The following is a 26124-nucleotide window of genomic DNA, read 5'->3' as shown; positions in this document are numbered from 1 at the left end:
CGGATTCCGGATGCTGGCGCATCCTTCATCCGGGGTTATTAAGGTTGAGCTGCGCTGCTACCTTCGGTGGTGACCCCTGCCGGGGTCGGGCGTGTGTGGTCCCATACATTGCTAGTTCACTGTTCCTGGCACCTGCGGCCGCGCCCTAAATGCGCTGGGTAAAATAGTGCTGCGTATTTATTCCGCCTCGGTTTTTTTGCTGCCTTCGTAGAGGTCGTAGCGGCAGAAGCGCACTTCGATGGGCCCGTTCATGAGGGGGATGCGCTGGCTGGTGCGCAGGCCGACGGACTTGATGGCGTCGGGGTTGCCGGAGATGAGCCAGGCGGTGTAGCCCGCCCAGTGCTGTTTGAGGGCGTCGCCGATGCTTTGGTAGAGGCCGAGGATGTCGCCCGTTTGGAGGCGCATTTCGTAGGGGGGATTGGTGACGAGCAGGCCGCCGGCTGCGGGGCGGATGGCGGGTGGGGCGAGGAGTTTGGTGAAGTCGCTGGCGCGGAATTCGACGTAGGGGAGGAGGCCCGTGCGATCGACGGTAATTTTGGCGAGGTTGGTGGTCAGTTCGTCGATGTCGGCCCCGAGGATGGGGTAGGGTGGGCGGCGGATGCGGTTGAGGGCGGCCTGGCGGATGGAAGACCAGAGGTCGGCATCAAAATCGGGCCAGCGCTGGAAGCCGAACTCGCGGTGGAGCCCCGGTGCCTGGTGGGCGGCGATGGTGGCAGCTTCGGCCACGAGGGTGCCCGAGCCGCACATGGGGTCGCAGAAGGGCACTTCGCCGTCGAAACCCGCCAGGGCGAGGAGTCCGGCGGCCAAGACTTCGTTGAGGGGCGCGCCGCCGGTGCGGTTGCGGTAGCCCCGGCGGTGGAGGCCTTCGCCGGAGGCATCGACGGAGACGGTCACCTCGTTGGCGCGGCCAACGTGGAGGTGGATCGTCAGGTCGGCATTGTCTTTACTCACACTGGGGCGCTCGCCGGTTTTGGCGCGGAACTGGTCGACGATGGCGTCTTTGGCCAGCTGGGCCAGGTAGACACCGTTGCGGAAGCGCTCCGACTGGGTGACCACGTCGATCCACAAATTGCCGTCCACTTTTAGCCACGGGGCCCAGTCGATGCCGCGCAAGCGGTCGTACATCGTCTGCTCATTGTTGGCGCGGAACTGCCCTACTTCCCGCAGGACGCGGATGGCGGTGCGCAGTTCGAGGTTGGCGCGGTAGCGGAAGGTCTTATCGCCCTGGCAGCGGACGACCCGGCGGCCGACCGTGATTTCGGTGGCTCCCAAGGCGGTGATCTCGGCGGCCAGGACCTCTTCGAGGCCGGCAAAAGTTGTGATGGCGAAATTTTCGATGGGAGCGGAGATTGAGCGTTTGGAAGCGGTTGGCAGGGGCACAACGCAGGAAAAAGCATTGCGCTAAAGGGCCATGAGCGCCCGAAGATAGGGTCCTCCTAGTCGAAATCCGTCATCACCTTGTAGGTGGGGTCATCCGTCACGTTGATGTCGATGATTTCTTCGGCCTTGGCGAGCAGGCGGCGGCAATCGGGGGAAAGGTGCTTCAAGACCACCCTTTTGCCCAGTTTGGCGTAGCGTTCGGTGATGCGGTTGAGGGCTTCGATGGCCGACATATCCACCACGCGGGACTCCATGAAATCGATTACCACTTCGTCGGGGTCGTTGTTGGGATCGAATTTGGTATTGAACGTGGCGACGGAGCCGAAGAAGAGCGGACCAAAAATCTCGTAATGCTTCACACCATTTTCATCGATGCGTTTGCGGGCGCGGATCATCTTGGCATTTTCGTAGGCGAAAACGAGGGCGGCGATGATGACGCCGGCCAGCACGGCCAGGGCCAGGTTGTGCAAGACGATGGTAATGAGGGTGACGAGTACCAGCACGAAGAGATCCCACTTGGGCATCTTGCCGAAGGTGCGCAAGGACGCCCACTCGAAGGTGCCGATGGCGACCATGATCATGATGCCCGTCAGCGCCGCCATGGGCAACTGCTCGACCAGGCTGGCACCGAACATGATGAAAACCAGAAGCATGGTGGCCGCAACGATGCCCGAAAGGCGGGCGCGGGCTCCGGAGCTGATGTTGATCAGGCTCTGGCCGATCATGGCACAACCGCCCATGCCGCCGGTGAAGCCGCTGAGGACATTGGCTACGCCCTGGGCCACGGCTTCTTTGTTGCCCCGGCCGCGGGTTTCGGTGATTTCATCGACGATGTTGAGGGTGAGCAGGCTCTCGATGAGGCCAACCCCCGCCATGATCAGTGCGTAGGGGAAGATGATCTCCAGCGTAGCCCAGGTGAAAGGCACCATGGGGATGGACAGCGGTGGGAACCCGCCCTGGATGGAGGCGATGTCGCCCACCGTCTTGGTATCGATGTGGAAGAACGTCACCAGGCCGAATACGACGAGGATGCCGACCAAACCCGCAGGCACGACTTTGCTCACTTTGGGCAAAAGCCACATGATCAGCATCACGAGGGCCACCAGGGCGAGCATGGTAAAGAGCGTTGCCCCCGTCAGCCAGGCGCCACTGGGGTCTTTGAACTGCTCGAGCTGGGCGGTGAAGATGATGATGGCCAGGCCGTTGACGAAACCGAAGACGACGGGGTGGGGCACCAGGCGCATGAGTTTGCCGAGGCGGAAGACGCCGGCCAGTACTTGAAGCAGGCCAGCCAGGATGACACAGGCGAAGACGTATTCCTTGCCGTGGGAGAGGGCCAGGGCGGCGATCACTACGGCCACCGCGCCCGTTGCTCCGCTGATCATACCGGGTCGACCCCCGAAAATGGCCGTCACCAGGCCCATCACGAAGGCGGCGTAGAGGCCGATCAGAGGGTCGAGGCCCGCGATGAGGGCAAAGGCGACGGCCTCGGGAATCAAGGCCAGCGCTACCGTGAGGCCCGCCAGAATTTCGGTCCGGTAGTCCACCCGCTGGCTGAAGTCGAACAGGTTGAGGTATTTCTGCATTTTTTGAGGATTGGGGCGCGCTCGGTGGGGGGGGAGCGCTGAAAAAAGGCGCAAAGGTAGGGTTTTTTGAGGGGGGCTTGCTTGGTGGGAGGGAGGATGAGAAGGTTTTGGGGGGCGTGAATGATACCCCTCCCCCGGCCCCTCCCCGATGGAGAGGGGTGACCGCTCCAGTCTTGTTTAGTTTATAAAGAATTGTTATTCAATAGCATATGATCAGCCGAGGTGTGTATTGATCGTTAGCTTAACGCAAAGGCATTGACGTAATCCTTTTCTAAAATCAAATCTCTTAGAATGATAAGTCAACCTCTTGGCTCCCCTCCTCCTCTGGGGAGGGGTTGGGGGTGGGGTAAAATGGTTAGGGGTGCGCTCCAATGGGTTTTTCCGCTGCGCGGTTTTTTTGAACCACAAAGGCATTAAGGGCACAAAGCGACACAAAAGGGGAGTGCATAAAAAAGCAAAGCTTAATGGCCCTTAGTTTTTCTTACGCTCATAGTGGTGAAAAAGAAGAAGCGTAAAGCGGCGGAACACCGTCCAAAAGCACCATCCGCTCATCCGCTGCAAAAGCGCGAAAATCCGGGGCGGAAGGGTGGTCGGGATAAGGGCCGTAGTGGTGTTTGTGGTTGGCGTTGCGCCAAACGAGCAGCCAGGCAATCCGGGCGGCGGCAGGGTCAGCGTGGAGGGCGGGGAGGAGGGTTTGGGTCCACCAACGGGCGTCGGGAACGCCCTCTACGCCAGTTTCCGTGAGGGCGGCGATTTTGCCGCGCGCGGCGGCCAGCGTGGTGAGCATCCGCAGGCGGCGCGTCAGGTCGGACATCTTTCCGAAGCGGCCCAGATCGTGGTAGTCATCGAGGCCGAGGACATCGACGTAGTCATCTCCGGGGTAATACTCCAGGTACTGTTCCTCGGTTTCGCATACGTCGGGGGAATAGCACCAGATGAGGTGGTGGATTTGTTTTTCGTCCTGGAGGTAATGGACGGTAAATTGCCAGAGGGCGCGGTATTCGGCAGCCGTCACGTGCGGCTTACCCCACCAAAACCAACTGCCGGTGTGCTCGTGGAAGGGCCGGAAAACGATGGGGATGGGCCGGGGGTAAGGGAAACCCGTTTCGAGCGAGTCGAAAAAGGCCGCCAGGTGGTCCAGCCGCTCCCGGTAAATGGCGTGGTGGGAGCCTCCGGGGAGGATGGCCCGTACCGTTGGCGGCCCGACGGCCCAGCTGTCGCCGCCCAAAAAATTATCGAGGTGCCAGCTGATGGTGTTCACCCCACCCGCGCGGTAGGCGGCGATGATGCCTTCGCGCATGCGCTGAAAAGGAACGCCGTCGAGGTTGTATTCTTCTTGCCCGATGCGCCCGACGTCCCAACCAAACACCGCCGGATGACTGCCGCAGGTGTCTTTGACGTCGCTGCGGTCTACGGTACGGGCCGTCCACCCAACGCCGTAGGCCAGCGCGTCTTGCTGCCCGAAGAGCGTGCGGGTTTGCGCGAGGTGGGCGAGGTTGGTGTAGAGGTGCTGGGTGGATTTGGTGAAGACCATAGAATAAAGGGGGAAAGGAATAAAGGGGGAAAGGAATAAAGGAATAAAGGAGCTACCGCACGGGACTCGTCTTGGCAATGTGTCGCTCCCTTCCCGGCCCTGAAGGGGCCGCTTGCGTAGCGTCGGGTGCAGCCCGACGTTTTCGATATTTCCGACACGTTTTCGATAACTTCCGACCGTTTTCGATATTTCTGACACGGTTTCGATGTTCCGCCAAGGTTCCGATATTTTTTCGATCTAAGATCAACAATCTCCGCTATTTCCAGCGGTCAAGTACAGGGCGCGCCCGCAGGATGCAATGTCCCGTTGTAAGGCAATGCCAAGCTGCCGGCAAGGGATAAACCCGCTGTTCCCCTGGTTGGGAGGCGACTGTGGAGGCCCCTTTGCGGGCAAGCCAAAGCATCACGGCTCCCCCCCCCAAACCAGCGAAGGCGCAAACCGAAGTCTGCGCCCCCACGAGGTCAATAAAGGTCTGCTGTTTGGGTTTTGTCTCTGGGCCGGAAGGGGGGCAGGGCGGCGGCGTCTCCCCCGGCTTTGGGCCGCAGGGAAACGCCGCTCGCTGCGGAAATCGATTAGAAGGGCAGCTCTTCCTCCAGCTCCATCTTGGCCGGTGCCGCCTTCTTGGTCTTGCGGGTGGAGGCTTTGGCGGGCTCCGGCTCGGCTACCTGGCTGCTTTCTTCGTAGGCTTCGATGGGCTCGTCCTGGCTCTGCTTGCCGGGGCTGAGGAAGGTGAAGTCGGATACGATGATCTCGGCGGAAGTGCGGGGCTGCTCGTACTTGTCCGTCCACTTGTTGTAGCGCAGCGTGCCGGAAATGCCGACCTGGGAACCAGCGTCGAGGTACTTGCTGAGGATCTCGGCCGTCTTGCCGAACGCCTTGATGCGGTGCCATTCGGTACGCGTCTGCCGGTTGCCGTCTTTGTCGCGGTAGTACTCGTTGGTGGCGAGACTGAAATCCGTAACGGTGGTGCCGGAGGGCAGGACAGTGGTTTTGGGTGCGGAACCGAGGTTGCCAATGAGGGTGATGGAATTGCGAACTTGCATGGTAAAGAAAAGTTTGTGGAACGCGTTGGTATGGTATGAAACACGCTCCGGTGATGGATGAAGTCGTCATCGGGTGTAAGGCCAAACTACTGGTGCTACCCAGCAGCCATCCCGTTCAATCGGTGACAGTGCAAAGGTGATGGGATGGGCAAATCGCAATCGTTTTTTAAACATATACTTGCGTTTTTATTCGTATAAAAACGTATAAATACGATAAAAAATGAGCTAAAACATTGATAGTGAATGTTTTGCGATAAATCCTGCTCAAGAAATTTTTTTCTCCCTTTTTTGCATCGTTTTCGAAAAGTTCGGCAGAATCGACTTTCGGACAGCCAGCCGTCAGGGCAGGGCAGACAGGAATTTTTCGCCCCGGTCCCTCCGACTAGCGGGAATACCCTATTTTGGGCGCACTTCCCCTTTACCTCGCTTAGTGATCAATGCCCATGTTGCGTTTTTTACCCCTGCTGCTGCTCTTTGTAGCCTGTTCTTCCGATCCACTCAAGCTGGATGTGGTCAATATCTCCGCCGAAGCCGCCAGTGATGGACTGACTGAAATCCCCTACACGGTCGAAGGGCCGGTGCGGGACCAGGTGGAATTGCTCAGCAGCCACGAAGACCTCACCCTGCGGCTGTCCTACCGGGCGGAAGCGGAGTCCTCAGCCACGCTCACCCTCCAGGGCAAATACCCCATCGCCTTGCCTTCCCTCGATGTGGCCGGCGCGACCAAGCGCATGACGCCCGAAACGGGCATTGGCTACTGGCACGATCTGGAATTGCAGTTCAAGGCACCTACCGCCACCACCCCCGCGCTGCTCGTTGCCCTGTACTTAGATGGCAACCTGATCTACTACCAGCAGGAATTGCCCGCCAGCACCGCCCCGGCCGGTCCGCTCACCCTCGCCGTGCAAAGCGGTGGCGTAGAGCTGGCCAACCTGCGCCAGGGCTCCGTCGCCGGCCGCAGCTCCAGCGTTGATCCCGACGGCAACGTCGTGCTGAACATGCCCCTGCTCCGCTACGACTACTACGAGCTGCCGCAGAACACCAAAGACGTCAGCAACTGGGCCCAACTCACCCCCACCGCCTCCGGCTACATCCACCGCCTGGACCTCAACAACATCCGCAAAGTCAACAACTACGCCGCGCGCTTTTTCGGCACCCTGGAAATCCCCGAGGCGGGTACCTACACCTTCCGGATCTTTTCCTCTACCCTCGCCAGGATGTACATTGACGGTAACCTCGTCATCGATAATCCCGGCACCCACAACCAACGGGAAACCACTGCCCCCGTCACGCTCTCCGCTGGTCCGCACGACGTGCGCCTGGAATACATCCAAACCGGTGGCTGGAATGCCTTTGACGTCACCTACCAGTTCAAGGACCAGCCCGAAGGCATCCTCAACAGCATGAGCGGCGACAAGGCCATCGCCACCCCCGCCGCCAGCGAGCCCCTGGTGGTGGAGACCGACGACGAGCCTTACCTCCTCCGCAGCTTCCTCTACTTCCCCGCGCCCAGGATGTACGAAGAGGCCACCAAACGCACCCACGTCATCAGCGTCGGGGAAGGCACCGGGCCCCACTACTCCCTCGACCTGCAAACGGGTGCCCTCCTCCAGGTCTGGCGCGGCGGCTTTGCCGATGCCTACGATATGTGGGCAGACCGCGGCGAGCCCCAGGTCATGCGCCCCCTCGGCGCGGCCCTGGCCTTCGATGGGTCTCCGCAGTGGGCCGCTTCCGCCACCGACGCCTGGCCCGCCGAACCATTGCCTTCGGAAGAAGACGACTTCAGCCTGAGCGCCTACGAACTTGACTCACTCGGCCGCCCCACCTTTCACTTTACCTACGGCCCCGGCTCCGTCTCCGATAAGCTCCAACCCACTGGCCAAGGCCTGCTGCGCGAACTCACCTTCATGGCTGGCGGTACCCCCCACACCTTCACCCAACTGGCCGCCGCCCGGAGCATCAAGGAAATCGCCCCCGGCGAATACGAACTCCAGGGCCCCGGCCTCCGCCTGAAAATCGAAAGCTACGACGGCAGCGGCCTCACCCTCCAGCGCAGTGCGGGCAAAGACCGTCTCATCGCCCACATGCGCGCCAAAGGGCACATCCGCTACCGAATGGATTGGTAATCCACACGCCGCCCAACAAACGCTTTTTACATTTTTTACACTTTTCCGCCATGCCAAAGTTTTTCCTTCCCCTCCTCGTACTGTTGCTTTCCGCCGCCGGACTCTCCGCCCAGCAGGAAGCCGATTATTACCAGATCGAAAAAATTACGGTGCCCGATGGCGTCGCCCTGGAAGTGGGGGGCATGGACTTCATGGCCGACGGCCGCCTGGCCGTCTGCACCCGCCGCGGAGAAGTTTGGTTGATTGGTGACCTGGAAGACCAAGCCACCTACACCCGCTTCGCACGCGGCCTCCACGAGCCCCTCGGCCTGGCCGTAAAGGATGGCGCCATCTACGTCTCCCAGCGCGGTGAAGTCACCAAGCTGACGGACAGTAACGACGACGACCGCGCCGATCTCTTCGAGACCGTCTACGAGCTCCCCCTCACCGGCAATTACCACGAATACCACTACGGCCCCCTCTTTCGTCCCGATGGCAGTATGCTGACCACGCTCAACGTCGGCTGGGAAGGCAAGGGCGTCAGCAAGTCCAAATGGCGCGGCTGGATGCTGCAGTACGACCCCCAGGAAAATAAAATCATCCCCTACGCCGCCGGCATGCGCAGCCCCGCGGGCTTCGGCACCAACGCGGAGGGCGACGTCTTCGTGGCCGAAAACCAGGGCGACTGGATCGGCTCGGGCCGCATCACCCACCTGGCCAAGGGCGACTTCGCCGGCCACCCCGCCAGCCTGGCCTGGGCCGACCAGGATGGCTCCACCGTCGCCCTCCGCGAAGCGGAAGTGACGGACGAATTCCAAACCATGTACCGCGCCAAAGCCGAGCTCCCCGGCCTCAAACTGCCCGCCGTCTGGTTCCCCCACGGCATCCTCGGCATCTCCACGGCAGCCATCATCACCGACCGCACCGAAGGCGGCTTCGGGCCCTTCACCAACCAAATGTTCGTCAGCGACCAGGGCCAGAGCAAAATCATGCGCGTAGCGCTGGAAAAGGTCAATGGCGAATACCAGGGCGCCGTATTTCCCTTCGTCGAAGGCTTTTCCTCCGGCCTGCTGCGCCTGTCATTTAACCAGGATAACACGCTCTACGCTGGCCAAACCGCCCGGGGCTGGGCCGCCACTGGTGGCGAAGAATTTGCGCTGGAAAGACTGCGCTGGACGGGCAAAGTACCCTTCGAGATGTACAAAATTACCGCCGCCGAATCGGGCTTTCTCATCGAGTTCACCGCGCCGGTAGACGCCGCGACCGTGCGCAATAGCTCCTTCACGGTCCAGAATTTTACCTACCGCTACCACCATAATTACGGCAGCCCCACGGTCGATATCCAGGCCAATCCGGTCAGCGCTGCCACGCTGGAGCCCGATGGCAAGACCGTCCGCCTCACGCTCGCCGATTTCCGCCCGGGCTACATCTATGAGGTGAAAGTGAGTGGCGTCCGGGCCGCCGCGGGCACCCGCCTGCTCCACGATTTTGCCTACTACACGCTCAACGCCATTCCCGGTCAATCGGGCGCGGACGCAGGTGCAGTGGCCACGACGGAGGAGCTGGGCGCGGAGGCCAGCAGCGCCAAACACCCCACCACCATGCCCTCCGACTGGAACGGAAAGGTGGATACCGACCTCCTCCTCGAATCCGCCAAAGGGATGAAGTTCAAGCAGACTTACCTCACCGTCAAGGCCGGTGCCAAAGTCCGCCTCACCTTCCGCAACCCCGATGATATGCAGCACAACTTCGTGCTCACCTCCGGCAAAAAAGGCGACAAAGTAGGCCAGGCCGCCGGCGAACTCGGCCTGCAAGGACTAGCCATGAACTACGTCCCCGATATGGAAGACGTCCTCGTCCACACCATCCTCGTCGAACCCGAAATGGACGACGTCATTTATTTCCGCGCCCCCACCCAGCCGGGCCTGTATGAGTACGTCTGTACCGTCCCCGGCCATTACCAGCAGATGCGGGGGGTGTTGAAGGTGGAGTAGGCCATTAGATTAGGAGCCCTTTTGAAATGCATGTAGGTTGGTGTGGCGCCCGCCCAGACCTGGAGGGTCGCCCAGCGTAGCGAGGGGATTTGATCCTCTCGTTTTCGATCGGTATACCTCAACTAACCCGATCAATTTCTCCTACACTAAAGCGAAAAACCGTCCAGAATTTTCTCCGGCATAGGTTCAATCCCGGAAAAATACCATTAACTTGCCAACGCTATTAGCTTTTCAGGCAGCATATCGGCGCTTCCTGTCCACGAAAACCTTATATACTTGACCATCCTCTACACCCTACACCGTTCTGGATTGCGGCTGGCGCTACGGTTCTCGGACGTCCATTGGAAGCGGATCCAGCTGCTGGCGGGGCAGGGAGGCCGTGAAGGTGCGAAGTCTGCTTTATGGGATGCGCCGGTATTTGATCTTCAGGCTAGTAGCTTCGTTAGCCTTAGTCCTGACCTGTTCGGGAGGGGAATGGCAACTGTGGTAGAGGGGGGGCTGGGAATAAGGTAGTTAGCCATCCTTGAAAATAAACATCACGAAAAATGATCAAATCAGTCCTATTAGGTTTCCTCACCTTAATCATCTCGAATACTACTTTTGGTCAAAGGGCCTCAAGATTCCCAGCTGAATCTATTGATAGTTCCATCATAGAGAAAAGAGGACTGGAGGTTCAATTCAAAATGTTGACTGAAGAGTGTAATTGGTCAGAGAGAATTGGAGGAAAAATTGACGTTTTCTGGTTGCGCACGGAAAAAAGAGACTTTTTCGGACATTCTTACGAATACTTTATGGATTGTGACAACGTACGTTTAATCTATTGGTATGATAATCCAGGTGGTGTAGGGGAGCCAGTCGACTTCATGATTGAAGATTTAGAAGATGAATCGCAGTGGGTCGTTGCAAAAGGTAAACACTTGAAAAATAAAAAGAAATACCAACATCTGCTGAAAAATAAAAGCGATGGCTAATCACGCAGGCGGTTGAACGCCCAAGAGCAAGGTTTCCGCGCCCTAGTCAGCTTTGTTTCCGGCGGACAGGCAAACACGTCGAAGCCGCCACAAGGCATATGCAGATCGATTGGTTTCATTTTCTTTAAAAATAGCTCTAAAAATAAGAATGGAAGTTAAACGTGAAATCTCAACAATCGGAGAAGTTCAATCTTTCATGAAAATGATTGAGCCTGAATTGGAAAATCTGCTGAAAATGTTTTATGCATTGAAAAAGCATGCAGATGGCAAGAAAGAAATAAATGAAATAGTGGTCCAATTGGAGAACCAATTTGATTACACAGCAGAGTTAGTCAAGTCGTTCAACTCTTCAAACCAGCATGTTTCTAATTTCCTGAATTCGATAATAGACTTTTCGAGCCGAGGTGGAATGAAAACAACAAATATGATGAGTAAAAAAGTTAGTGCCGATTTCTTTGAATTGATGAGCGCAACTGAAAAAGGATTTGAGTATGGATATTGGGGTAAGATGAACAAAAGAATCCAGCAAGGGTACTTGAGGATATATTCTTATTACAGCAAATGCAATTATGAATTGATAAAAAAGGAAGTTGAAGATGGATACTGATAATTATATAATATCTTTACCATAGATAGCAATTGGCACCACGCCTACTCTCTCCCCGTCAGTCGTCCGCCAAGCAGGGGGGGCTACCGTTAATTCTCACATCAAAAAATCAATGAACAAACTCTTTACCCTCCTTTTAACACTGTTTGCCACAACCGCCTTTGGCCAGATTAGTATGGAAGACTCGACCGCTCAAGTTATTTCCTACTGGAGCATCGGCGAAAAACAGAGCTATAGCATGTCTTTCCAAACGATAAAATTACAAGGCGAAGACACAACTGAAAATGTGTTAATGACCTATGACGTAGATATTACAGTTATTGACTCAACCGAAAATTCGTATCTGGTCGAGTGGTTTTACAAAAACTACAAGACAAACTCAACCAGTGAAATTGTCAAGAAAATTACCGCCCTTTCCGAAGACATTAAAGTAATAATTGAGACAGATGAGTTTGGAGTCATGAAAGGTGTGGAAAACTGGAAGGAAGTAAGCGAATACATGGAGAAATCCATCCAGCCCTTGAAAGATGAATTTCAAGATGCACCCCAACTAGAACAATTGTTCAAGAAATTGGAAAACATGTACTTGACCAAAGAAGGAATCGAAGCGACAGCAATTCAAGACGCTCAACAGTTTCATACTTTTCACGGTGGCAGGTACTTTCTTGGAGAAGTTTTAGAATTTCCGTTGCCGGTGTCAAACATGTATGACCAAAATAAACCACTTGACTCTAAAGTCACCTTGTCCCTTGATGAATTGAATCCAGAAGACAATAATTTCATAATACGTTCCAGTCAAGAAATTGACTCAGGCCAACTGACCGAGGTGACTTACAATTATCTAAAATCCTTGTCAGAATCCATGAAAATCCCTGCACCTACGAAAGAAGACATTGGACAAATGACCAATGTGATCTCAACAGCTTCAATGCTCCACGAAACTGGCTGGTTAATCTACAGCATTCAAACCAAAAGGGTTGAAGCCCAAGGAACGATACATATTGAAGAACGAATAATAGAAATAAAATAAAACGACGCGTCGTATCTTGGGGCCGTACAGGTAGGCAAGCCCTCCAACCTTTTCTTTAGCGCTCCTCTCTCAGCAAAAACCAAACCCATGCGCCCCACCCACGCCGCTTACAGCCTGGTCCTCCTCCTGCTTTTAACGTCGTGCTCGGATGGAAGCCGTTCCGAGGAAATGCTCCTTGCTAAGCCACCGATTGAAGATACCGTAGCTAAAGAAGAAATGACAATCCAGGAAGAGAAACTTAAGCACCAAGTGAGGCTTCAGGCGCCAGAGCTCGTGCCCGAAGAAAACCCGTTTTTGAATGCCAAAGTCCCGCAGGTGACGGACGGCAAACACAGCTTTACCAATTTCGTGCTGGATTATAGCGATGCTTCCCAAAAGAAAGCCCTGCTGGAAAGTATAAAAATGGTAGTGGCAAAGGAAGACTACCCCGCTGATGGAAGTAAGATATACTCCTGGGTTTATGTAGCTGATGCTATTGATTATATCTACGATAAGAGAACCTATTCGGCTTATACGCAACGTGTTTTCGCTGCTGTAGGACTGAACAACCCTGTGCTTTCTGAGGCAGAAGATATCGTTTACCTAGGAGGTAAGTCGGCAATTCCCTGCTACTCCAATAAAGGGGAAATTGGAAGATTTTGTAATGCTTGATGTTCCTGCTACAGGCTTGAGTAGTAATGATTCTAACTCTATTGTAGCAGTAATAAGTGCAGAGCAATGGGGGGAAGGAGGGGGGCAATTGCATCCAACAACTATTTATTTTGTTGATGTATTATCATGTAAAGTAATTAAAAAAATAATACCTGGCGGATGGGGTAGAGACATTGTTTTTAACTCACTAGCCAAATCTTGGCCTCATGCCTCCGATGAACTTCTCTACCACTTTTTTCCAGAGGAAGACTTTATTCTGGCTAAGCCGATGCCGAAAACCCAAGCAGAATTGCAAGAGTTGAGTAGAATTGAGTATTTCAGGATGAAAGAACAACCTGATAAAGATCCCAAACTAATCCTTCAGGAACTTGGATACAAAAAAATTGAGCTATAATGAATTTTAAAATGATAATAGTGGTTATGCTGCTTGGCTTGATTAACACTAGTGGCCTGCTGGGGCAAAGCTTGGGTATGCAGTACCGACGTTGTGCTAATTATTCCTTGAATCAAACTGGTACTGCTCCCTTAAGGGACTATAGAGATTCTTTAAATAATTGGCGACAGAGAGATATATCTAGTGATTATGATAAGCGGCACGTCGCAGTGGGGAATAGGTGGCATACTGGCTTGGATTTCAGAGACCAAGATTCTATAGAATTCCATGATGGCGAGGCAATTGTGTCGCCAGAAGGTGGAATAGTTACCCAAATAATGGTTGGTGCATTTTAAATGTTGGTTTTATACAGGGCTTCTGCGATTTTAGTTCCAGGCACCTCATTAACAAATCAAATTAATCCTATACTTTATGAAACCAGGTATTCACATAACTGCGTTACTTTTCCTCCCAATATTTTTAATGTTTATAAATTGTATATCTAGTCAAAATAAGAATGGTCAAGAGACATCTACCGCAGATTTTAAGTCTGAGCAGAGCAAGGAATTAATCATTCAACGTAAAGTTAGTTCTCATGATGGACATATTCCCCCTAAGATTCTTGAAATTATAGAGGAGCATGATGAATTTTTCATTGAAGGGGTATCTGTTTTACAAGACAACGATGAAAGCACTCTTTATACACTATTTAACCGTAAAATTAATGCTGAAGACTATGTCATTTGGTACGATAAGGAATTGGAAAGTGTAGAGAATGAAATAAGATTGAGTGATCTGAATCCGTTTTTTCAAAAGGGATACGACGATGAATCACATCATCAATTGGCTGGTATAAATAAAAAGGTAAATTTGTCGATTAAAGATATTTCTGATGTTGTTAACGTCGAGCAGTTTAATGGGATCATAGACGAATATCATGTATCGGAAATTAATGTACCTCAACGGGTAGTAACTACCTGTTCCCAGTGTCCAATTGTCTTGCATTTTGGACTTAACCTATTGCCGGGAAATGAAATCCTAGAAAATGTTCCTTATCCAGGTGTAACTACCCTGATCGTTTACAACTCAAAAGGGAATGAAAAAATTGGTGAGACAATTAACCTTCCATTTAGTATTTCCGAAATTGTAGCTCCAAAAAATAAAGAGACTTTACTCTTTACTCATCAAGTTCCAAATCACAAGTTCGGAGATAGGTTGCTAGATGATGAGTTTTGGTCGCAAATGTGTTCAGTATATAGTTTAACCAACAATAGAATTTGCTTTCAAAGCGAGGAAGGGTACTTGTTTTATGCCGGGTATGACTCTCGTAACAACTTACCCTATATGCAGCAATATTTTGATAGCGATGAATGGTCTGTGAAAGAATTTGTACTGGTTGATAATGAAGTATTTGAATATACATATTTAATTCCTGATTTTAGGAGAATTAGTGAAGGCGTTCAAATTTACGCCAATAATACGTTGGTTGAAACATTGTCTTACAAGGATGATTTTGTGAAAAATAAAAACACTTGCAATGAATAAGCTGAACATTATTAGGGGTATTGCCTAAAGTGTGTTGCCAATTTCTCCTTGTATCTGGCACTCATCTGTTTACTGCGCACCCCCTCCGGCCCGAAAGGTCCCCACCCACCCCAGCGTGTAGATTCCATCCCCCCTAGTTTCCATTCCACCTCAGGCAACCAATCCCACTCAGTTCTCCACTAGAGCGATTTCCCAACCAAAATTTTCTTGGGAACCAGTACCATGCCCGGAAAAAACCTTAACTTGTCAACGCTTTTAGCTTTTCAGGCAGCACATCGGCGCTTCCTGTCCACGAAAACCTTATATACTTGACCTTCCTCTACACCCTACACTCTTCTGGATTGCGGCTGGCGGACCTACGCCAGCGGTGTCGATAGCTGGCGCGCAACTAAAAGGGCTATTGTTAAGCAGGGTTGTCACGGCGGCAGAGTAAATGCCTTTCACTAGGATGAAAATTATTAAAATAATGAAAAAATACCTGATTTTAATTGCTTTAACTGTTTTTACAGCAGGTGAAGGATTCGCTATAAACAGTTATTTCAAAGGAGATACTTTGATGGTTTGGGCAGAAGGAGGATTAAGTATTCGTGATACTAATTCCTTGTCTGGACAAAGAATGGGTGTGATACCTTACGGGGGTAAAGTAATAGTGAAGTCAACGAAACTTTTTAGGATTCATGAAGAAGAAATAAAACTAACCTCGGCCTTTCAAGGAGAAGATGAACCGGATTATGTGGAAGTATCACTAAGCGGAAAATGGGTGAAAGTTATGTATGGCGATCTGGAGGGATATGTTTTTGATGGCTATTTATCTAAATATGCTGCACCACGAATATTAGAAAATAGATATTCGGAGGGGCTCCATGACTATTTATCACGTGAATTTGGCCTGCTTAGCCATAAGGAAGCATCTGATGGTGATTATTTTTTTCGAGAGACGTACTATGGGGGAGGCGTAAGCCTTTTAAATTCAGGGGAAAAGTCAGCTTATATTAGAATCATATTGCCTGGATTTTCAATGGAAGAAATTGTTCTGTTTTTGAAAAATAGTGATTTGGCAAGGGAGCATGGAGGGCTCAGGCTGTATAAGAATAGGTTTGTTGAGGAAGAGCAATTTAGAACTCTAGGATTTATGTTTACCCACGGTGTAGATGTCCAGATTACTATTACAATATTGAGAGAAATGGTTATTTTTGAAACGTCATCAGCATGTTAAGCCTAGTAAAGCACATTATACTACTGCTGGGTTTCCTTCTGTCAGTAGTAGCCGCTGCGCAATGCCCTGTAGGCAGAGAGGTGAACACTTCTTTTGAGGAAAGAAAATTCAACTTCTACCACCCTAAGACCAATGAGCTAATTCGCAGCATCAATCTTTTTCAGGAAAACCCCTACAACAAACTTCCGTTTAAGAGAAAATCTATTGATGCCAGCTACGGTATGAACATCTACCACCTGTCTCCTGCCGAGGCGCAGGAATACTCCCGCCAATACCTGGACCCCTCCAGCGAGGAAAAAATCGTTTACCTCAACAGTCAAGCAGATGTAGTCATTCACGACGATTGCAAAGTTTATGTAAACTATGGCCTATACCGCATGTCCGAAGACAATGAATACCTTTCGTGTGCTTCGACGGTAAGTCTTTATGATGCAAGCGGAACCCTGATGCATCCATACAGTGAGGACCGAAGCCAACTGGTGAATTCCGTTTTCTCGAATGATTACAATACGATAATGTCTGGTACATCCTCGCGTAACGATATAGAGTCCATTCAGGCTGTAGATTTAACCACAGGAAGAAAGATCTTCATTTTGGGGAAGTGTGAGGAGGAAATGTGGTCAAATCCGGGGAATGTACAAGACAGTCATTTACTCATTGCAACTTTATACGAAAGCGGCAGCACTTCTTCTGATAAAACAGTATATGTTTTTAATCCAGCAGATAGAACGCTAAGGTACAGGAGAATGAAAGGGCAGCAAATGGAGGATACCATAGGGTTTTACCCCTCAGGCTTGGTGGTAATACGAGGTAAAGGTGGTGTGCGTGAGGTGTTTGATTATGTTGATGATTTTGAAGAAATAAAAATCAACAAATACTGAATTCAATGGCTGATGCTAAGCTCATTTAGTTGGTTCAATAGTACCTCCTGAAAATCATCCGTTTGCTGCGCAGTGCCGCCCAGCCCCTCAGCGTCACCCAACCCATCTAGGACATTCCCCCCCCCGTCTCCGTTCCATCCTCTTCCGCCCGACCTCCACTGTTTGGCCAACCAAAACCAGCAGCGTATGTTTGGTGCAGAACGGACCAAAGGTGCCAAAGCAACAGCGCGCCCCGCATCCTAAATTAACCCCAGCAAAGCAGACTCCAGTTGATACGCAATAAAATTAAGGAGAAGAACACGATCTACGAGGACGAGTTCGTAGAGACCTTGTTCAACAGAATGTCCGAAACCTACGGCGTCCTCAATTACCTGTCCTCCTTCGGATTTACAGAACTATGGAGAAAGCAGTGCGTCAATGAAATCGATTGGAAGGAAGACCTGCAAGAGGGCTACGATTTCATGTCCGGGATGGGCGAGAGCTGGCACCTGGTCATGCAAAACAAAAAGGTAAAATTAGTCGGCATCGACATGTCTTCTGAAATGAATAAGGAGGCGAAAAAAAAGCTGCACAAGAAAAGCAGTTGGGACGTCAGCATCCTGGAAGAAAATATCCTGGAAAATAGTCTGCCAGCTGCTTCGGCAGATTTCATTATCTCCACCTTCGGGCTAAAAACCTTTTCTCCCGCGAAGCAAAAAATCCTGGCTCAGGAAATGTACCGAGTCTTAAAACCTGGCGGACAAATTGCTTTGATTGAGGTATCCGTCCCCGCCAGCTGGGTGCTCAGAATCCCTTTCATGTTTTACCTAAAAAGAGTAGTACCCGTCATCGGTAAGTTGTTCATGGGCAACGCCCTGGATTACCGGATGCTGGGCGTGTACTGCGAGAAATTTAAAAATTGCACCGACTTTAAAGACCTCTTGGCGAAAGAGGGAATGGACGTGCAAGTCAGGGAATATTTCTTCGGCTGCGCTACGGGCATAGTAGGACGAAAATAGTGGATAAAGCGATGTAGCCTATATTTACAGCGTAATCCTAATAAGCTCGCTCGTCCTCCCTCCCCCTGCTCTTCCCCCTTTGGGGGCCGGGGGGCGTCCTAACTCCCCCCTTCGGGGGGCCGGGGGGGAGCACCTGCGGCCGCGCCCTTTTTATCAGTTCAATAGTTCATAGTTCAGTAGTGCAATAGGCTCCAGCAACGCCAAGCAAATAAGCACCAGGCTTAACTTTTGCCAGCTGATTTTCCCCACTTCCACGCTGAACTACAGAACTACTGAACTACTGAACTATGAACTACTAAACTACAACCCCCCATCCTCCCAATCCATACTCCGCTGCACCGCCTTTTTCCAACCCCGGTAGCGCGTCTCGCGGCTCTCGGCGTCCATTTCGGCTTCGAAGCGCTGGTCGAGCTTCCAGGTTTTTTCCAGGTCGGCTTTGGTCCAGAAACCTACGGCCAGGCCGGCCAGCATCGCGGCGCCCAGGGCGGTGGTTTCCACAATCTCGGGCCGTTCCACGCGGGTGCCGAGGATGTCGGCCTGGAATTGCATCAATAAATTATTGGCGCTCGCCCCGCCGTCCACCCGCAAAGTGGTCAGGTCTTTGCCTGAATCTTTTTGCATCGCATCGAGTACGTCGCGCACCTGGTAGGCGAGGCTCTGCAGGGTGGCCCGCACGATGTGGGCCTTGGTCGTGCCGCGCGTCAGGCCAAAAATGGCCCCGCGGGCGTACATATCCCAGTACGGCGCGCCGAGGCCCGCGAAGGCCGGCACCACGTACACCCCACCGGTGTCTTTCACCTTCCTGGCGTAAAATTCGCTGTCGGCCGCCTCGTCAATGAGCTTCAGCCCGTCGCGCAGCCACTGGATGGCCGCCCCGGCAATGAATACCGCCCCCTCGAGGGCGTATTCCATCACGCCGTCGACTTCCCAGGCCACCGTCGTCAGCAAACCATTGTGGGAAGTGACGGCCTCCGTGCCCGTGTTCATCAGCATGAAACAGCCCGTGCCGTAAGTGTTTTTCGCCTGCCCGGGCGAGAAACAGGCCTGCCCGAAGAGCGCGCAGTGCTGGTCGCCCGCCATGCCGGAGATGGGGATGGCCGCGCCGAGGAGCGCCGCGTCGGTCTGTCCGTAAATTTCACTGCTGCTTTTTACCGTGGGCAGGAGGTCGGCCGGGATGTCCAGCTCCCGCAGCAAACGCTCGTCCCAGCACCGCTTTTTGATGTCGAAAAGCATGGTCCGCCCGGCGTTCGTCACGTCGGTCACGTGGGTTTTGCCGCCGGTGAGTTTGTACACCAGCCAGCTGTCCATGGTGCCGAAGGCCAGTTCCCCGGCCTTGGCGCGGGAGCGCGCGCCGGGTACGTTATCGAGGAGCCAGTTGATTTTGGTGCCCGAAAAATAGGCGTCAATCACCAGTCCGGTGGTGGCGCGCACGTGGTCTTCGAGGCCGCGGGCCTTCAGTTCGTCGCAAAAAGCCGCCGTGCGGCGGTCTTGCCAAACGATGGCGTGGTGGATGGGCTCGCCGGTTTTGCGGTCCCAGATCAGGGTGGTTTCCCGCTGGTTGGTGATGCCGATGCCAGCCACCTCGTCGGGCTGAATGCCGCTTTTTTCGATGGCTTCGCGGGTCACGGCCAGCTGGGTTTTCCAGATTTCGTTGGCGTCGTGTTCCACCCAGGCAGATTGCGGGTAAAACTGGGTAAACTCCCGCTGGGCGATGGCCTTGATGTCGCCCGCGTGGTCAAACACGATGGCGCGGCAGGAGGTGGTGCCCTGGTCGAGGGAAAGAATGTATTTTGGCATGATCGCGGTCGGCTGGCTATGTTTCCGGCTGGCAATGTTAACGAATTTACGCCGGATGGGGAAATGCAGCGCCCCCCGCATTTGCGCCCGCCGCTAAACTTAAAGGCGCGGCGGCGGGTTGCTATCCCGATCTCTACCACCGTACTTTCGCCGGTCATTGGCGCCGCCACCAAAGACATCCATGCAAATTGACCACATTCCTTTCCAGGAGGTTCCCCAGTTTTCCGCCAACGACGTAGCCTACGCCACCGGCGACCCCGCATTACGCCCCTTTTTCCGCTACCCCGTCTCCCTCGAGTCCTTCGCCGACGTGATGGCCGATAAGGCCAAAGACGCCACCGATCGCGCCCTGCTGGTCCGGGAACTGCTCGATCAGTACGCGGGTTTGCCGAACGCAGATTTGGCGCGGACGCAGGTGCAGAGCCTGTTGAACGGCAATGCCTGGACCGTCATCACCGCCCACCAACCCGCCCTGTTTACCGGCCCCCTGTACTTCATTTACAAGATCTGCTCAACGATCAACCTGGCCCGGCAACTCAACGAACGCTACCCCGATCACCACGTCGTCCCCGTCTTCATCACCGGCGGCGAAGACCACGACTTCGAGGAAATCAACCACGCCCGCATCAACGGGCAGCGCATCACCTGGGAAAATGACGAAGGCGGAGCCGTCGGGGCCATGAGCACCGCCACGTTGGGCCCCGTCCTGGCCACGCTGCGGGAAATCCTGGGCGGCGACGTCACGCCCTGGGACATCTACCAGCGCTTCCACCGCGCCTACACCGGCTACGCGACCTACGGGGAAGCGACCGTGGCGTTTGTCCACGACCTCTTTTCTGGTACCGGCCTCGTCGTCGCCGACCCCAGCCGCCCCGCCCTCAAGGCCGCCTTCCGCCCCATCATGGAACGGGAGATCTTCGAGCAAGTCAGCCAACCCCTCATCGAGAAGACCCAGGCGGCACTCGCCGAGGCGGGCTTCTCCGGTCAGGCCCACGCCCGCGACATCAACCTCTTCTACCTCAGTCCCGGCCGCCGCGACCGCATCGTCCAGGACGGAGAACAGTACCAAATCCTCAATACCGAGCTGGTCTTCAGCCGCGAAGCCCTCCGCCAGGAGCTCCACGACCACCCGGAGCGCTTCAGCCCCAACGTCGTCATGCGCCCCCTGTTCCAGGAGTTCACCTTCCCCAACCTGGCCTACGTCGGTGGCGGGGGAGAGATCGCCTACTGGCTGGAACGCAAGGAACAGTTTGCCGTCTTCGGCCTCAACTTCCCCATGCTCATCCGCCGCAACTCCGTGCTGTGGATCGACCAGAAAAGCCAGAAAAAAATCGCGAAGCTGGGCCTCGATTACCGCCAGCTCTTCCGCGCGACGGACCTCATCATCCGCGATTACGTCGCCGAACAGTCCACCAACCAACTCTCCCTGGCCCCCGAGCTCGCCCAGCTCCACGACCTCTACAACAGCATCGCCGCCAAGGCCAAAGCCGTTGACCCCACCCTCGAAGGTGCCGCCTTAGCCGACGCCACCCGCCAGGCCAAAGTCATCGAAAATTTTGAAGGACGATTGCGCCGCATCGAAAAACAACGCTTCGACCAGGCCATCGAGCAAATCCGCGCCCTCCGCGAAAAACTCTTTCCCAACAACAGCCTCCAGGAACGAACCGACAATTTCCTGAACCTCTACCTCGAAGTCGGCGAACCGCTCTTCGATACCCTCATCGAGGCGCTCAACCCCCTCCAGGAAGGGATGGTGGTGATAATGAGTGAATGAGTGAATGCGTACAATGAGTGAATGCGTGAATAAGCTACCGCACGGGATAGGGCTACCGCAAGGCATTAATTCGCGCTGGCTGCGGGAAAGTTCAATTATTTCTTTATTCAACAAGCGACCGCTGAGTGGCTAATCCTTAAGCGCGCATATGGCGTGCGGTAGCTCATTTAATTATTCGGTTATTAGCTACGCTGCTGACTACGGCGGTCACGCATTCGCTCATTCAAAAAGCAACCGCTGAGTGAATGATCACCAGTTTCGCATATCACGTGCGATAGCCATTCGCTCATTCGCTCATTCACGCATTAACCAAGCCATCGCTGAATGAATAATCACCAGGCTCGCATATCACGTGCGGTAGCCATTCACTCATTCACTCATTCGCGCATTCACTCATTGTACTCATTCACGCATTCACTCATTGTACTCATTCACGCATTCGCTCATTATAATAACCTACCGCCCCCCAAATCTCCTCCCCCGTAGCCGTAGCGTTAATCCGCGCCTTTCCGGGAGCGTGGAGCAGGGTAAAATTAATCCGGTGGTCCTCGTTTTTCTTGTCTTGTTGCATCAGCGCCAGCAGGGTGTCAAAGGCGGCGGCGGGGATGGGCTGGTGGCCGTAGTGGTGGAGAAAATACCGGGTAATGGTTTCCAGATCGGCGGCGGAGAGTTCGTCGAGTTGGTGGCTCAGCCAGGCTTCCATGATCATGCCGGCGGCGATCGCTTCGCCGTGGAAAAGCCGCTGGGGCGTGGCCAGGAAATAGGACTCGATCGCGTGCCCGATCGTGTGGCCAAAGTTGAGTGCCTTGCGCAAGCCTTTTTCAAACGGGTCTTCCAGAACGATGCGCCGTTTTACGTCTACGCTCTTTGGGATGATCCGCTGCCAATCCACCCCCTCCAGCGCGCGAATGTTTTGCAGCTCCCACCACTGCCCGGCATCGGCAATCAGGCCGTGCTTAATGATTTCGGCGTAGCCGGAGCGGATTTCCCGCGGCGGCAAAGTTTGCAGAAAAACCGGGTCGATCCACACCGCAATCGGGTTGGCAAATACGCCGATGCTGTTTTTTACGTCGAAAAAGTCGATGCCCAATTTTCCGCCCACCGACGAATCGACCATCGACAGCAGGGTGGTGGGAATCTGCAAAAAGTCGATCCCCCGCTTAAAAGTGGCGCTCACAAAACCGCTCATATCCGCCAGCACCCCGCCGCCCAGGCCGATGGCGCACCACCGGCGACCGACGCCGGCGCGGAACATGTCTTCCCACATCCGCTGGCAGGTGCCCAGGTGCTTATTCGGTTCGCCCGGCGGCACTTCGATGATGGCCAGGTTCGGGTGGTCCAGGTAACCCGCCAGCAGCGGCAGGCAGTGCTCGCGCGTGTTGGTGTCCACAAAAACGACCCACCCAGCGTAGTCGCGCGCCCGCAGCCACTCGAAATGCCCCGCCCCGATGCCCCCAATTTCTATGTTGTACGCGTCCGCTACGGGTAAAGTCATGGCCCTCTGTTTTTGCTGTCCTTGCGGCCCAAAGGTAGCGCAGCCGCGGAGATGGGCAAGGGGGCGCGGTCGCAGGTGCAAAGGCCCGCGCCTCCGGAAGAGCAGGGGAGGGGCTCCCGCAACAAGGAAATAATTTTTGTGGGGTGAATCTCGGGGTGCCCACCGTTCAGAAAATTCCCGGTTGAGGGTGTCCCCACCCGAATCATGGCCGTTCGGGTGGGGACATCCTCAACCAGACCCTACTGCGGATTGAAAGCCTTTATAACATGGAGGGAAGCATAGCTTGGGCTAAGAACGGTTGTGGTAGTTTCGGTATGTTCACGCTTCACGAAAATTCCCGGCTGAGGGTGTCCCCACCCGAATCATGGCCGTTCGGGTGGGGACACCCTCAACCAGACCCTACTGCGAACCGAAAACCCTTAAAAACAGCGAAGGAAGCATGCCCTGAGTTAAACATCGCTGCGTTAGCCTTCGGGGTGCCCACCGTTCAGAAAATTCCCGGTTGAGGGTGTCCCCACCCGAATCATGGCCGTTCGAGTGGGGACACCCGCAACCAGACCCTACTGCGGATCGAAAGCGCTTAAAAATTATTGAAGGATACACCTCAAGTTGAGGGAGAATGCGTTAGCCTTGCTCCACTACATCACCCAGTCATTTGCCATGACCAGAAAAGAGTTTATTAAAATGTGCGGCATCCTCGGCGTGAGCCTCCCCCTGGAAGCCGCGCTTGCGGCCTGCGGAAAAGCCGACGCGCGCCAACCAAATTTCTCCGGGAAGGTAATCGTCATCGGTGCCGGCGCCGGCGGGCTTTCCGCCGCCTATTTGCTCCAACAACAAGGTATTGACGTCGAAATCCTGGAGGCCTCCCCCGTCTTCGGCGGGCGGATGAAAATTAACCGGGACTTCGCCGACTTCCCCATCCCCCTGGGGGCGGAATGGTTGGAAACCAATGCCAGTGTATTTCAGGAAATTGTCAATGACCCCACCGTTCAGGTCAACATCCAAACCATCCCCGATGCGCCAGATCGAAAGTTCGTCAACTACTCCTGGTTCCAATTTTTTGAGGATTACATCGTCCCGCCGCTTAGCGCCCGTATCCGCTACAGTACCGTGGTCCAGTCCATTGATTATGCTGCCGAACGCACCGTCATCACGACGGCAGGGGGAGTCTACGTGGCGGATAAGGTAGTCCTGGCCGTACCCCTGAAGATTTTGCAGGAGGGAGACATCCTCTTCACGCCCGCCCTCCCCGCCAGCAAACGGGAGACCGTGGCCGAAATGACCGTCTGGGATGGCTTCAAAGCATTTTTTGAGTTCTCCGAAAAGTTCTACGATGCCGAGTGGGCGTTTACCATCACCCCGGAAAGCGCCGGACAAAAGATATTCTACGACGCCGCGTTCGGGCAAAATACGGACCGGAACATCCTGGGCTTGTTCGCCGTAGGTACCCCCGCGCGCGATTACCTCTCACTTTCCGATGCGCAGTTTAAAGCCACCATTTTGGGCGAACTGGATGCTCGCTACGCCAACCGCGCCACCCCGAATTACGTCAAGCACATCGCCCAAAACTGGAACAATGAACCCTTCATCAGGGGCGGATACCTGAGTGACTACGCAGACTGGCGAAAGGTCCGGGAACTGGGCCAACCCGTGGCGGAAAAAATTTACTTTGCCGGGGGCGCATTTACCGATGGGGAAGATTGGGTCTCGGTCCACACCGCCGCCCAATCCGCCAAAAGCGCCGTGGAGCAGTTGCTGGTCGGGTAGTCCCCCGCACCCCTCACTCCGGCCCCTTCACCTCAATGTGGAGCGTATACGGCAGCGTACCAAAGGCCACGCGGGCCTGCCGCTCCAGTTCCTGCGGGGGCAAAAGCGGCCCGGGGGAGCTGGAAACCTGGGCCACGGTGAGGGGGAGAACTTCCCCTTGTAAGTCGCCCAATCGAAAAGCAATGCCAGCGCGGCCATACCGCACAATGCTGGAGAGCACCCGCGCCCGCAAGCGCTCGGGGAATTGACTTAGGTTCATGATCGCTTTATTTCCGGTGGTTAGGGGAACACAAAAAACTGGGGCCGGGCTACCAAAGATACAGTTTCCTACGACGGTAATCAATACCTACGCAATAATCAGCCAGGAAAGCTGAACCTAGGATACCGTCAATCGGGCTGTGCTCCGGTGATTGCAGGTGCGTCAGGTCCATTGACACGAAGTCGGTGGCATCCGTCGGTACACCGGGCAATAGGGGCACTTCCAGGTTGACGATGTCGTAGTTACTGCTAGCACCGTCGAGGCCCTGGATGTTCATCCGGCTGCCTTTGCGGCGGAAGATTTTTTCCTGGCTGGCGTCGATCAGGTTGGCACCCGCACCGGTATCAATGGCGAAGCGAAGTTTGGTTTTGCCGGACTTAACGGTAATGACCGGCAGGTGGTCTACGTACTCAAAATGGAAGATGGCCTGCGGAGCCCGACCATCGTGCTGGGGGCGGCGTTCCGACTTGCGGAGCTGGAAAGTGCGGGCGGGGTAGTCAATACGCAGTTCGCTGCCTTTAAAAAGTTCGTATCCAACGTAGCCGTCAATGGGCGTCGAAAGCCGTTGTTCCATGGCCCGCAGGTCCAGGGCCAAAGCCCATTGTTTGCCGCTTTCCCGGCCACCCATCTGGAAAGAGTTGACCCGCCGGTTGGTCAGGGCAACCTCCCCGCCCGCCGCCATGCCCGTGGGAAAAGACGGCGCGGCGGCCGCACCGTGGTTATTGAGCAGCAGCCGGGGAGCACCCGTATCGAGAATGAAGGTCCCCGGATCCCCGTCCAGGACCGCCGGAAAGAAAATCAGGTTGCGCTCCAACTCGAATTCCAGCGAAAGGGTCGCAGCCGTAGCCCCACCGGCGTTGGCCCCGACTTTCCCTGCCTTCAAGACCGACACGGCATCCTGCGGCAGCGCCCCCGAACTGCATACCAGCAGCATCCCGACGGCAAGAAGCCACCGGAAACCAAGGGTAAGCAAGGAGGACACTGGTCTTAACATAGCCTAAATATAACGTCGCTAAGTTAACACTAAGTTCACATTGAATTAACTTTGGAGTCTTTTTTCTCCCTTTAACCCCGCATTTAACACTTTTGTGCCGCCAGGCCGAATTATCCGTTTACCT

Annotated in this window: 21 protein-coding genes; 13 read left to right on the top strand and 8 right to left on the bottom strand. The window is 54.3% G+C overall.

Going from position 1 to position 26124, the window contains the following annotated elements; translation table 11 throughout:
• Positions 1 to 177 precede the first annotated feature (177 nt).
• From H9S92_RS05910 to H9S92_RS05895, 4 genes are all read right to left on the bottom strand, one after another.
• Complete coding sequence (locus H9S92_RS05910; protein ID WP_187465794.1) at positions 178 to 1380, bottom strand: THUMP domain-containing class I SAM-dependent RNA methyltransferase; 1203 nt, start codon at positions 1378 to 1380, stop codon at positions 178 to 180.
• Between the two features lie 56 nt (positions 1381 to 1436).
• Positions 1437 to 2966, bottom strand: a complete 1530-nt coding sequence (locus H9S92_RS05905; protein WP_187465793.1) for a SulP family inorganic anion transporter — start codon at positions 2964 to 2966, stop codon at positions 1437 to 1439.
• A 487-nt stretch (positions 2967 to 3453) separates the two neighbouring features.
• Positions 3454 to 4500, bottom strand: coding sequence for a glycoside hydrolase family 26 protein (locus H9S92_RS05900; protein WP_187465792.1), 1047 nt, complete (start codon positions 4498 to 4500; stop codon positions 3454 to 3456).
• A 572-nt stretch (positions 4501 to 5072) separates the two neighbouring features.
• The gene (locus H9S92_RS05895) at positions 5073 to 5543 is read right to left on the bottom strand and encodes a single-stranded DNA-binding protein (protein ID WP_187465791.1); all 471 of its coding nucleotides are present in this window, start codon (positions 5541 to 5543) and stop codon (positions 5073 to 5075) included.
• Between the two features lie 443 nt (positions 5544 to 5986).
• Here H9S92_RS05895 and H9S92_RS05890 point away from each other — a divergent pair, with 443 nt between their 5' ends.
• The 11 genes from H9S92_RS05890 (at position 5987) to H9S92_RS05840 (ending at position 17914) form a co-directional block, all read left to right on the top strand.
• A complete protein-coding gene (locus tag H9S92_RS05890; protein WP_187465790.1) occupies positions 5987 to 7669 on the top strand; it encodes a PA14 domain-containing protein in 1683 nt (560 codons plus the stop codon).
• A gap of 50 nt (positions 7670 to 7719) precedes the next feature.
• Entirely contained in the window at positions 7720 to 9642 is a 1923-nt protein-coding gene (locus H9S92_RS05885; RefSeq protein ID WP_187465789.1) for a plastocyanin/azurin family copper-binding protein, read from the top strand.
• Positions 9643 to 10187: 545 nt separating this feature from the next.
• Positions 10188 to 10613: a hypothetical protein gene (locus H9S92_RS05880; protein ID WP_187465788.1), complete on the top strand. Its 426-nt coding sequence runs from the start codon at positions 10188 to 10190 to the stop codon at positions 10611 to 10613.
• Between the two features lie 148 nt (positions 10614 to 10761).
• Complete coding sequence (locus H9S92_RS05875) at positions 10762 to 11220, top strand: hypothetical protein (RefSeq protein ID WP_187465787.1); 459 nt, start codon at positions 10762 to 10764, stop codon at positions 11218 to 11220.
• Between the two features lie 112 nt (positions 11221 to 11332).
• Complete coding sequence (locus H9S92_RS05870) at positions 11333 to 12250, top strand: hypothetical protein (protein ID WP_187465786.1); 918 nt, start codon at positions 11333 to 11335, stop codon at positions 12248 to 12250.
• 87 nt (positions 12251 to 12337) lie between these two features.
• Positions 12338 to 12901, top strand: coding sequence for a hypothetical protein (locus H9S92_RS05865; RefSeq protein WP_187465785.1), 564 nt, complete (start codon positions 12338 to 12340; stop codon positions 12899 to 12901).
• Entirely contained in the window at positions 12879 to 13295 is a 417-nt protein-coding gene (locus H9S92_RS05860) for a hypothetical protein (protein WP_187465784.1), read from the top strand. The genes H9S92_RS05865 and H9S92_RS05860 overlap by 23 nt, the downstream gene beginning before the upstream one ends.
• Before the next feature lie 411 nt (positions 13296 to 13706).
• Positions 13707 to 14819 carry a hypothetical protein gene (locus H9S92_RS05855; protein WP_187465783.1) on the top strand — a complete coding sequence of 371 codons (1113 nt, stop codon included), beginning with the start codon at positions 13707 to 13709 and terminating at the stop codon, positions 14817 to 14819.
• A 448-nt stretch (positions 14820 to 15267) separates the two neighbouring features.
• A complete protein-coding gene (locus H9S92_RS05850) occupies positions 15268 to 16035 on the top strand; it encodes an SH3 domain-containing protein (RefSeq protein ID WP_222935994.1) in 768 nt (255 codons plus the stop codon).
• A complete protein-coding gene (locus H9S92_RS05845; protein ID WP_187465781.1) occupies positions 16029 to 16916 on the top strand; it encodes a WD40 repeat domain-containing protein in 888 nt (295 codons plus the stop codon). Before H9S92_RS05850 ends, H9S92_RS05845 begins: the two co-directional genes overlap by 7 nt.
• 269 nt (positions 16917 to 17185) lie before the next feature.
• The gene (locus H9S92_RS05840) at positions 17186 to 17914 is read left to right on the top strand and encodes a class I SAM-dependent methyltransferase (protein ID WP_187465780.1); all 729 of its coding nucleotides are present in this window, start codon (positions 17186 to 17188) and stop codon (positions 17912 to 17914) included.
• A 300-nt stretch (positions 17915 to 18214) separates the two neighbouring features.
• Here H9S92_RS05840 and glpK read toward each other — a convergent pair whose 3' ends face one another.
• Positions 18215 to 19711 (bottom strand): glycerol kinase GlpK, encoded by a 1497-nt coding sequence (glpK, locus tag H9S92_RS05835; protein WP_222935993.1) that lies wholly within the window; start codon positions 19709 to 19711, stop codon positions 18215 to 18217.
• Between the two features lie 181 nt (positions 19712 to 19892).
• Between glpK and bshC the strand changes: the two genes are divergently transcribed.
• Positions 19893 to 21485, top strand: coding sequence for a bacillithiol biosynthesis cysteine-adding enzyme BshC (bshC, locus tag H9S92_RS05830; RefSeq protein ID WP_187465779.1), 1593 nt, complete (start codon positions 19893 to 19895; stop codon positions 21483 to 21485).
• A 427-nt stretch (positions 21486 to 21912) separates the two neighbouring features.
• Here the strand turns inward: bshC and aroB are convergent, their stop codons facing one another.
• On the bottom strand, positions 21913 to 22980 hold the full coding sequence (aroB, locus tag H9S92_RS05825; RefSeq protein ID WP_187465778.1) for a 3-dehydroquinate synthase: 1068 nt from the start codon (positions 22978 to 22980) through the stop codon (positions 21913 to 21915).
• A 660-nt stretch (positions 22981 to 23640) separates the two neighbouring features.
• Between aroB and H9S92_RS05820 the strand changes: the two genes are divergently transcribed.
• Positions 23641 to 24747 (top strand): flavin monoamine oxidase family protein, encoded by a 1107-nt coding sequence (locus H9S92_RS05820; protein ID WP_187465777.1) that lies wholly within the window; start codon positions 23641 to 23643, stop codon positions 24745 to 24747.
• Positions 24748 to 24760: 13 nt separating this feature from the next.
• Here the strand turns inward: H9S92_RS05820 and H9S92_RS05815 are convergent, their stop codons facing one another.
• Both H9S92_RS05815 and H9S92_RS05810 read right to left on the bottom strand, forming a co-directional pair.
• Complete coding sequence (locus H9S92_RS05815; protein WP_187465776.1) at positions 24761 to 25006, bottom strand: hypothetical protein; 246 nt, start codon at positions 25004 to 25006, stop codon at positions 24761 to 24763.
• A gap of 49 nt (positions 25007 to 25055) precedes the next feature.
• Positions 25056 to 26000 carry a pepsin/retropepsin-like aspartic protease family protein gene (locus H9S92_RS05810; RefSeq protein ID WP_187465775.1) on the bottom strand — a complete coding sequence of 315 codons (945 nt, stop codon included), beginning with the start codon at positions 25998 to 26000 and terminating at the stop codon, positions 25056 to 25058.
• Positions 26001 to 26124 lie beyond the last annotated feature (124 nt).

Source organism: Neolewinella lacunae, from assembly GCF_014349155.1.
Taxonomy (GTDB): Bacteria; Bacteroidota; Bacteroidia; order Chitinophagales; family Saprospiraceae; genus Neolewinella; species Neolewinella lacunae.
The sequence above is the reverse complement of the archived record's forward strand: the minus strand, read 5'-3'. Positions and strand labels throughout refer to the sequence as shown.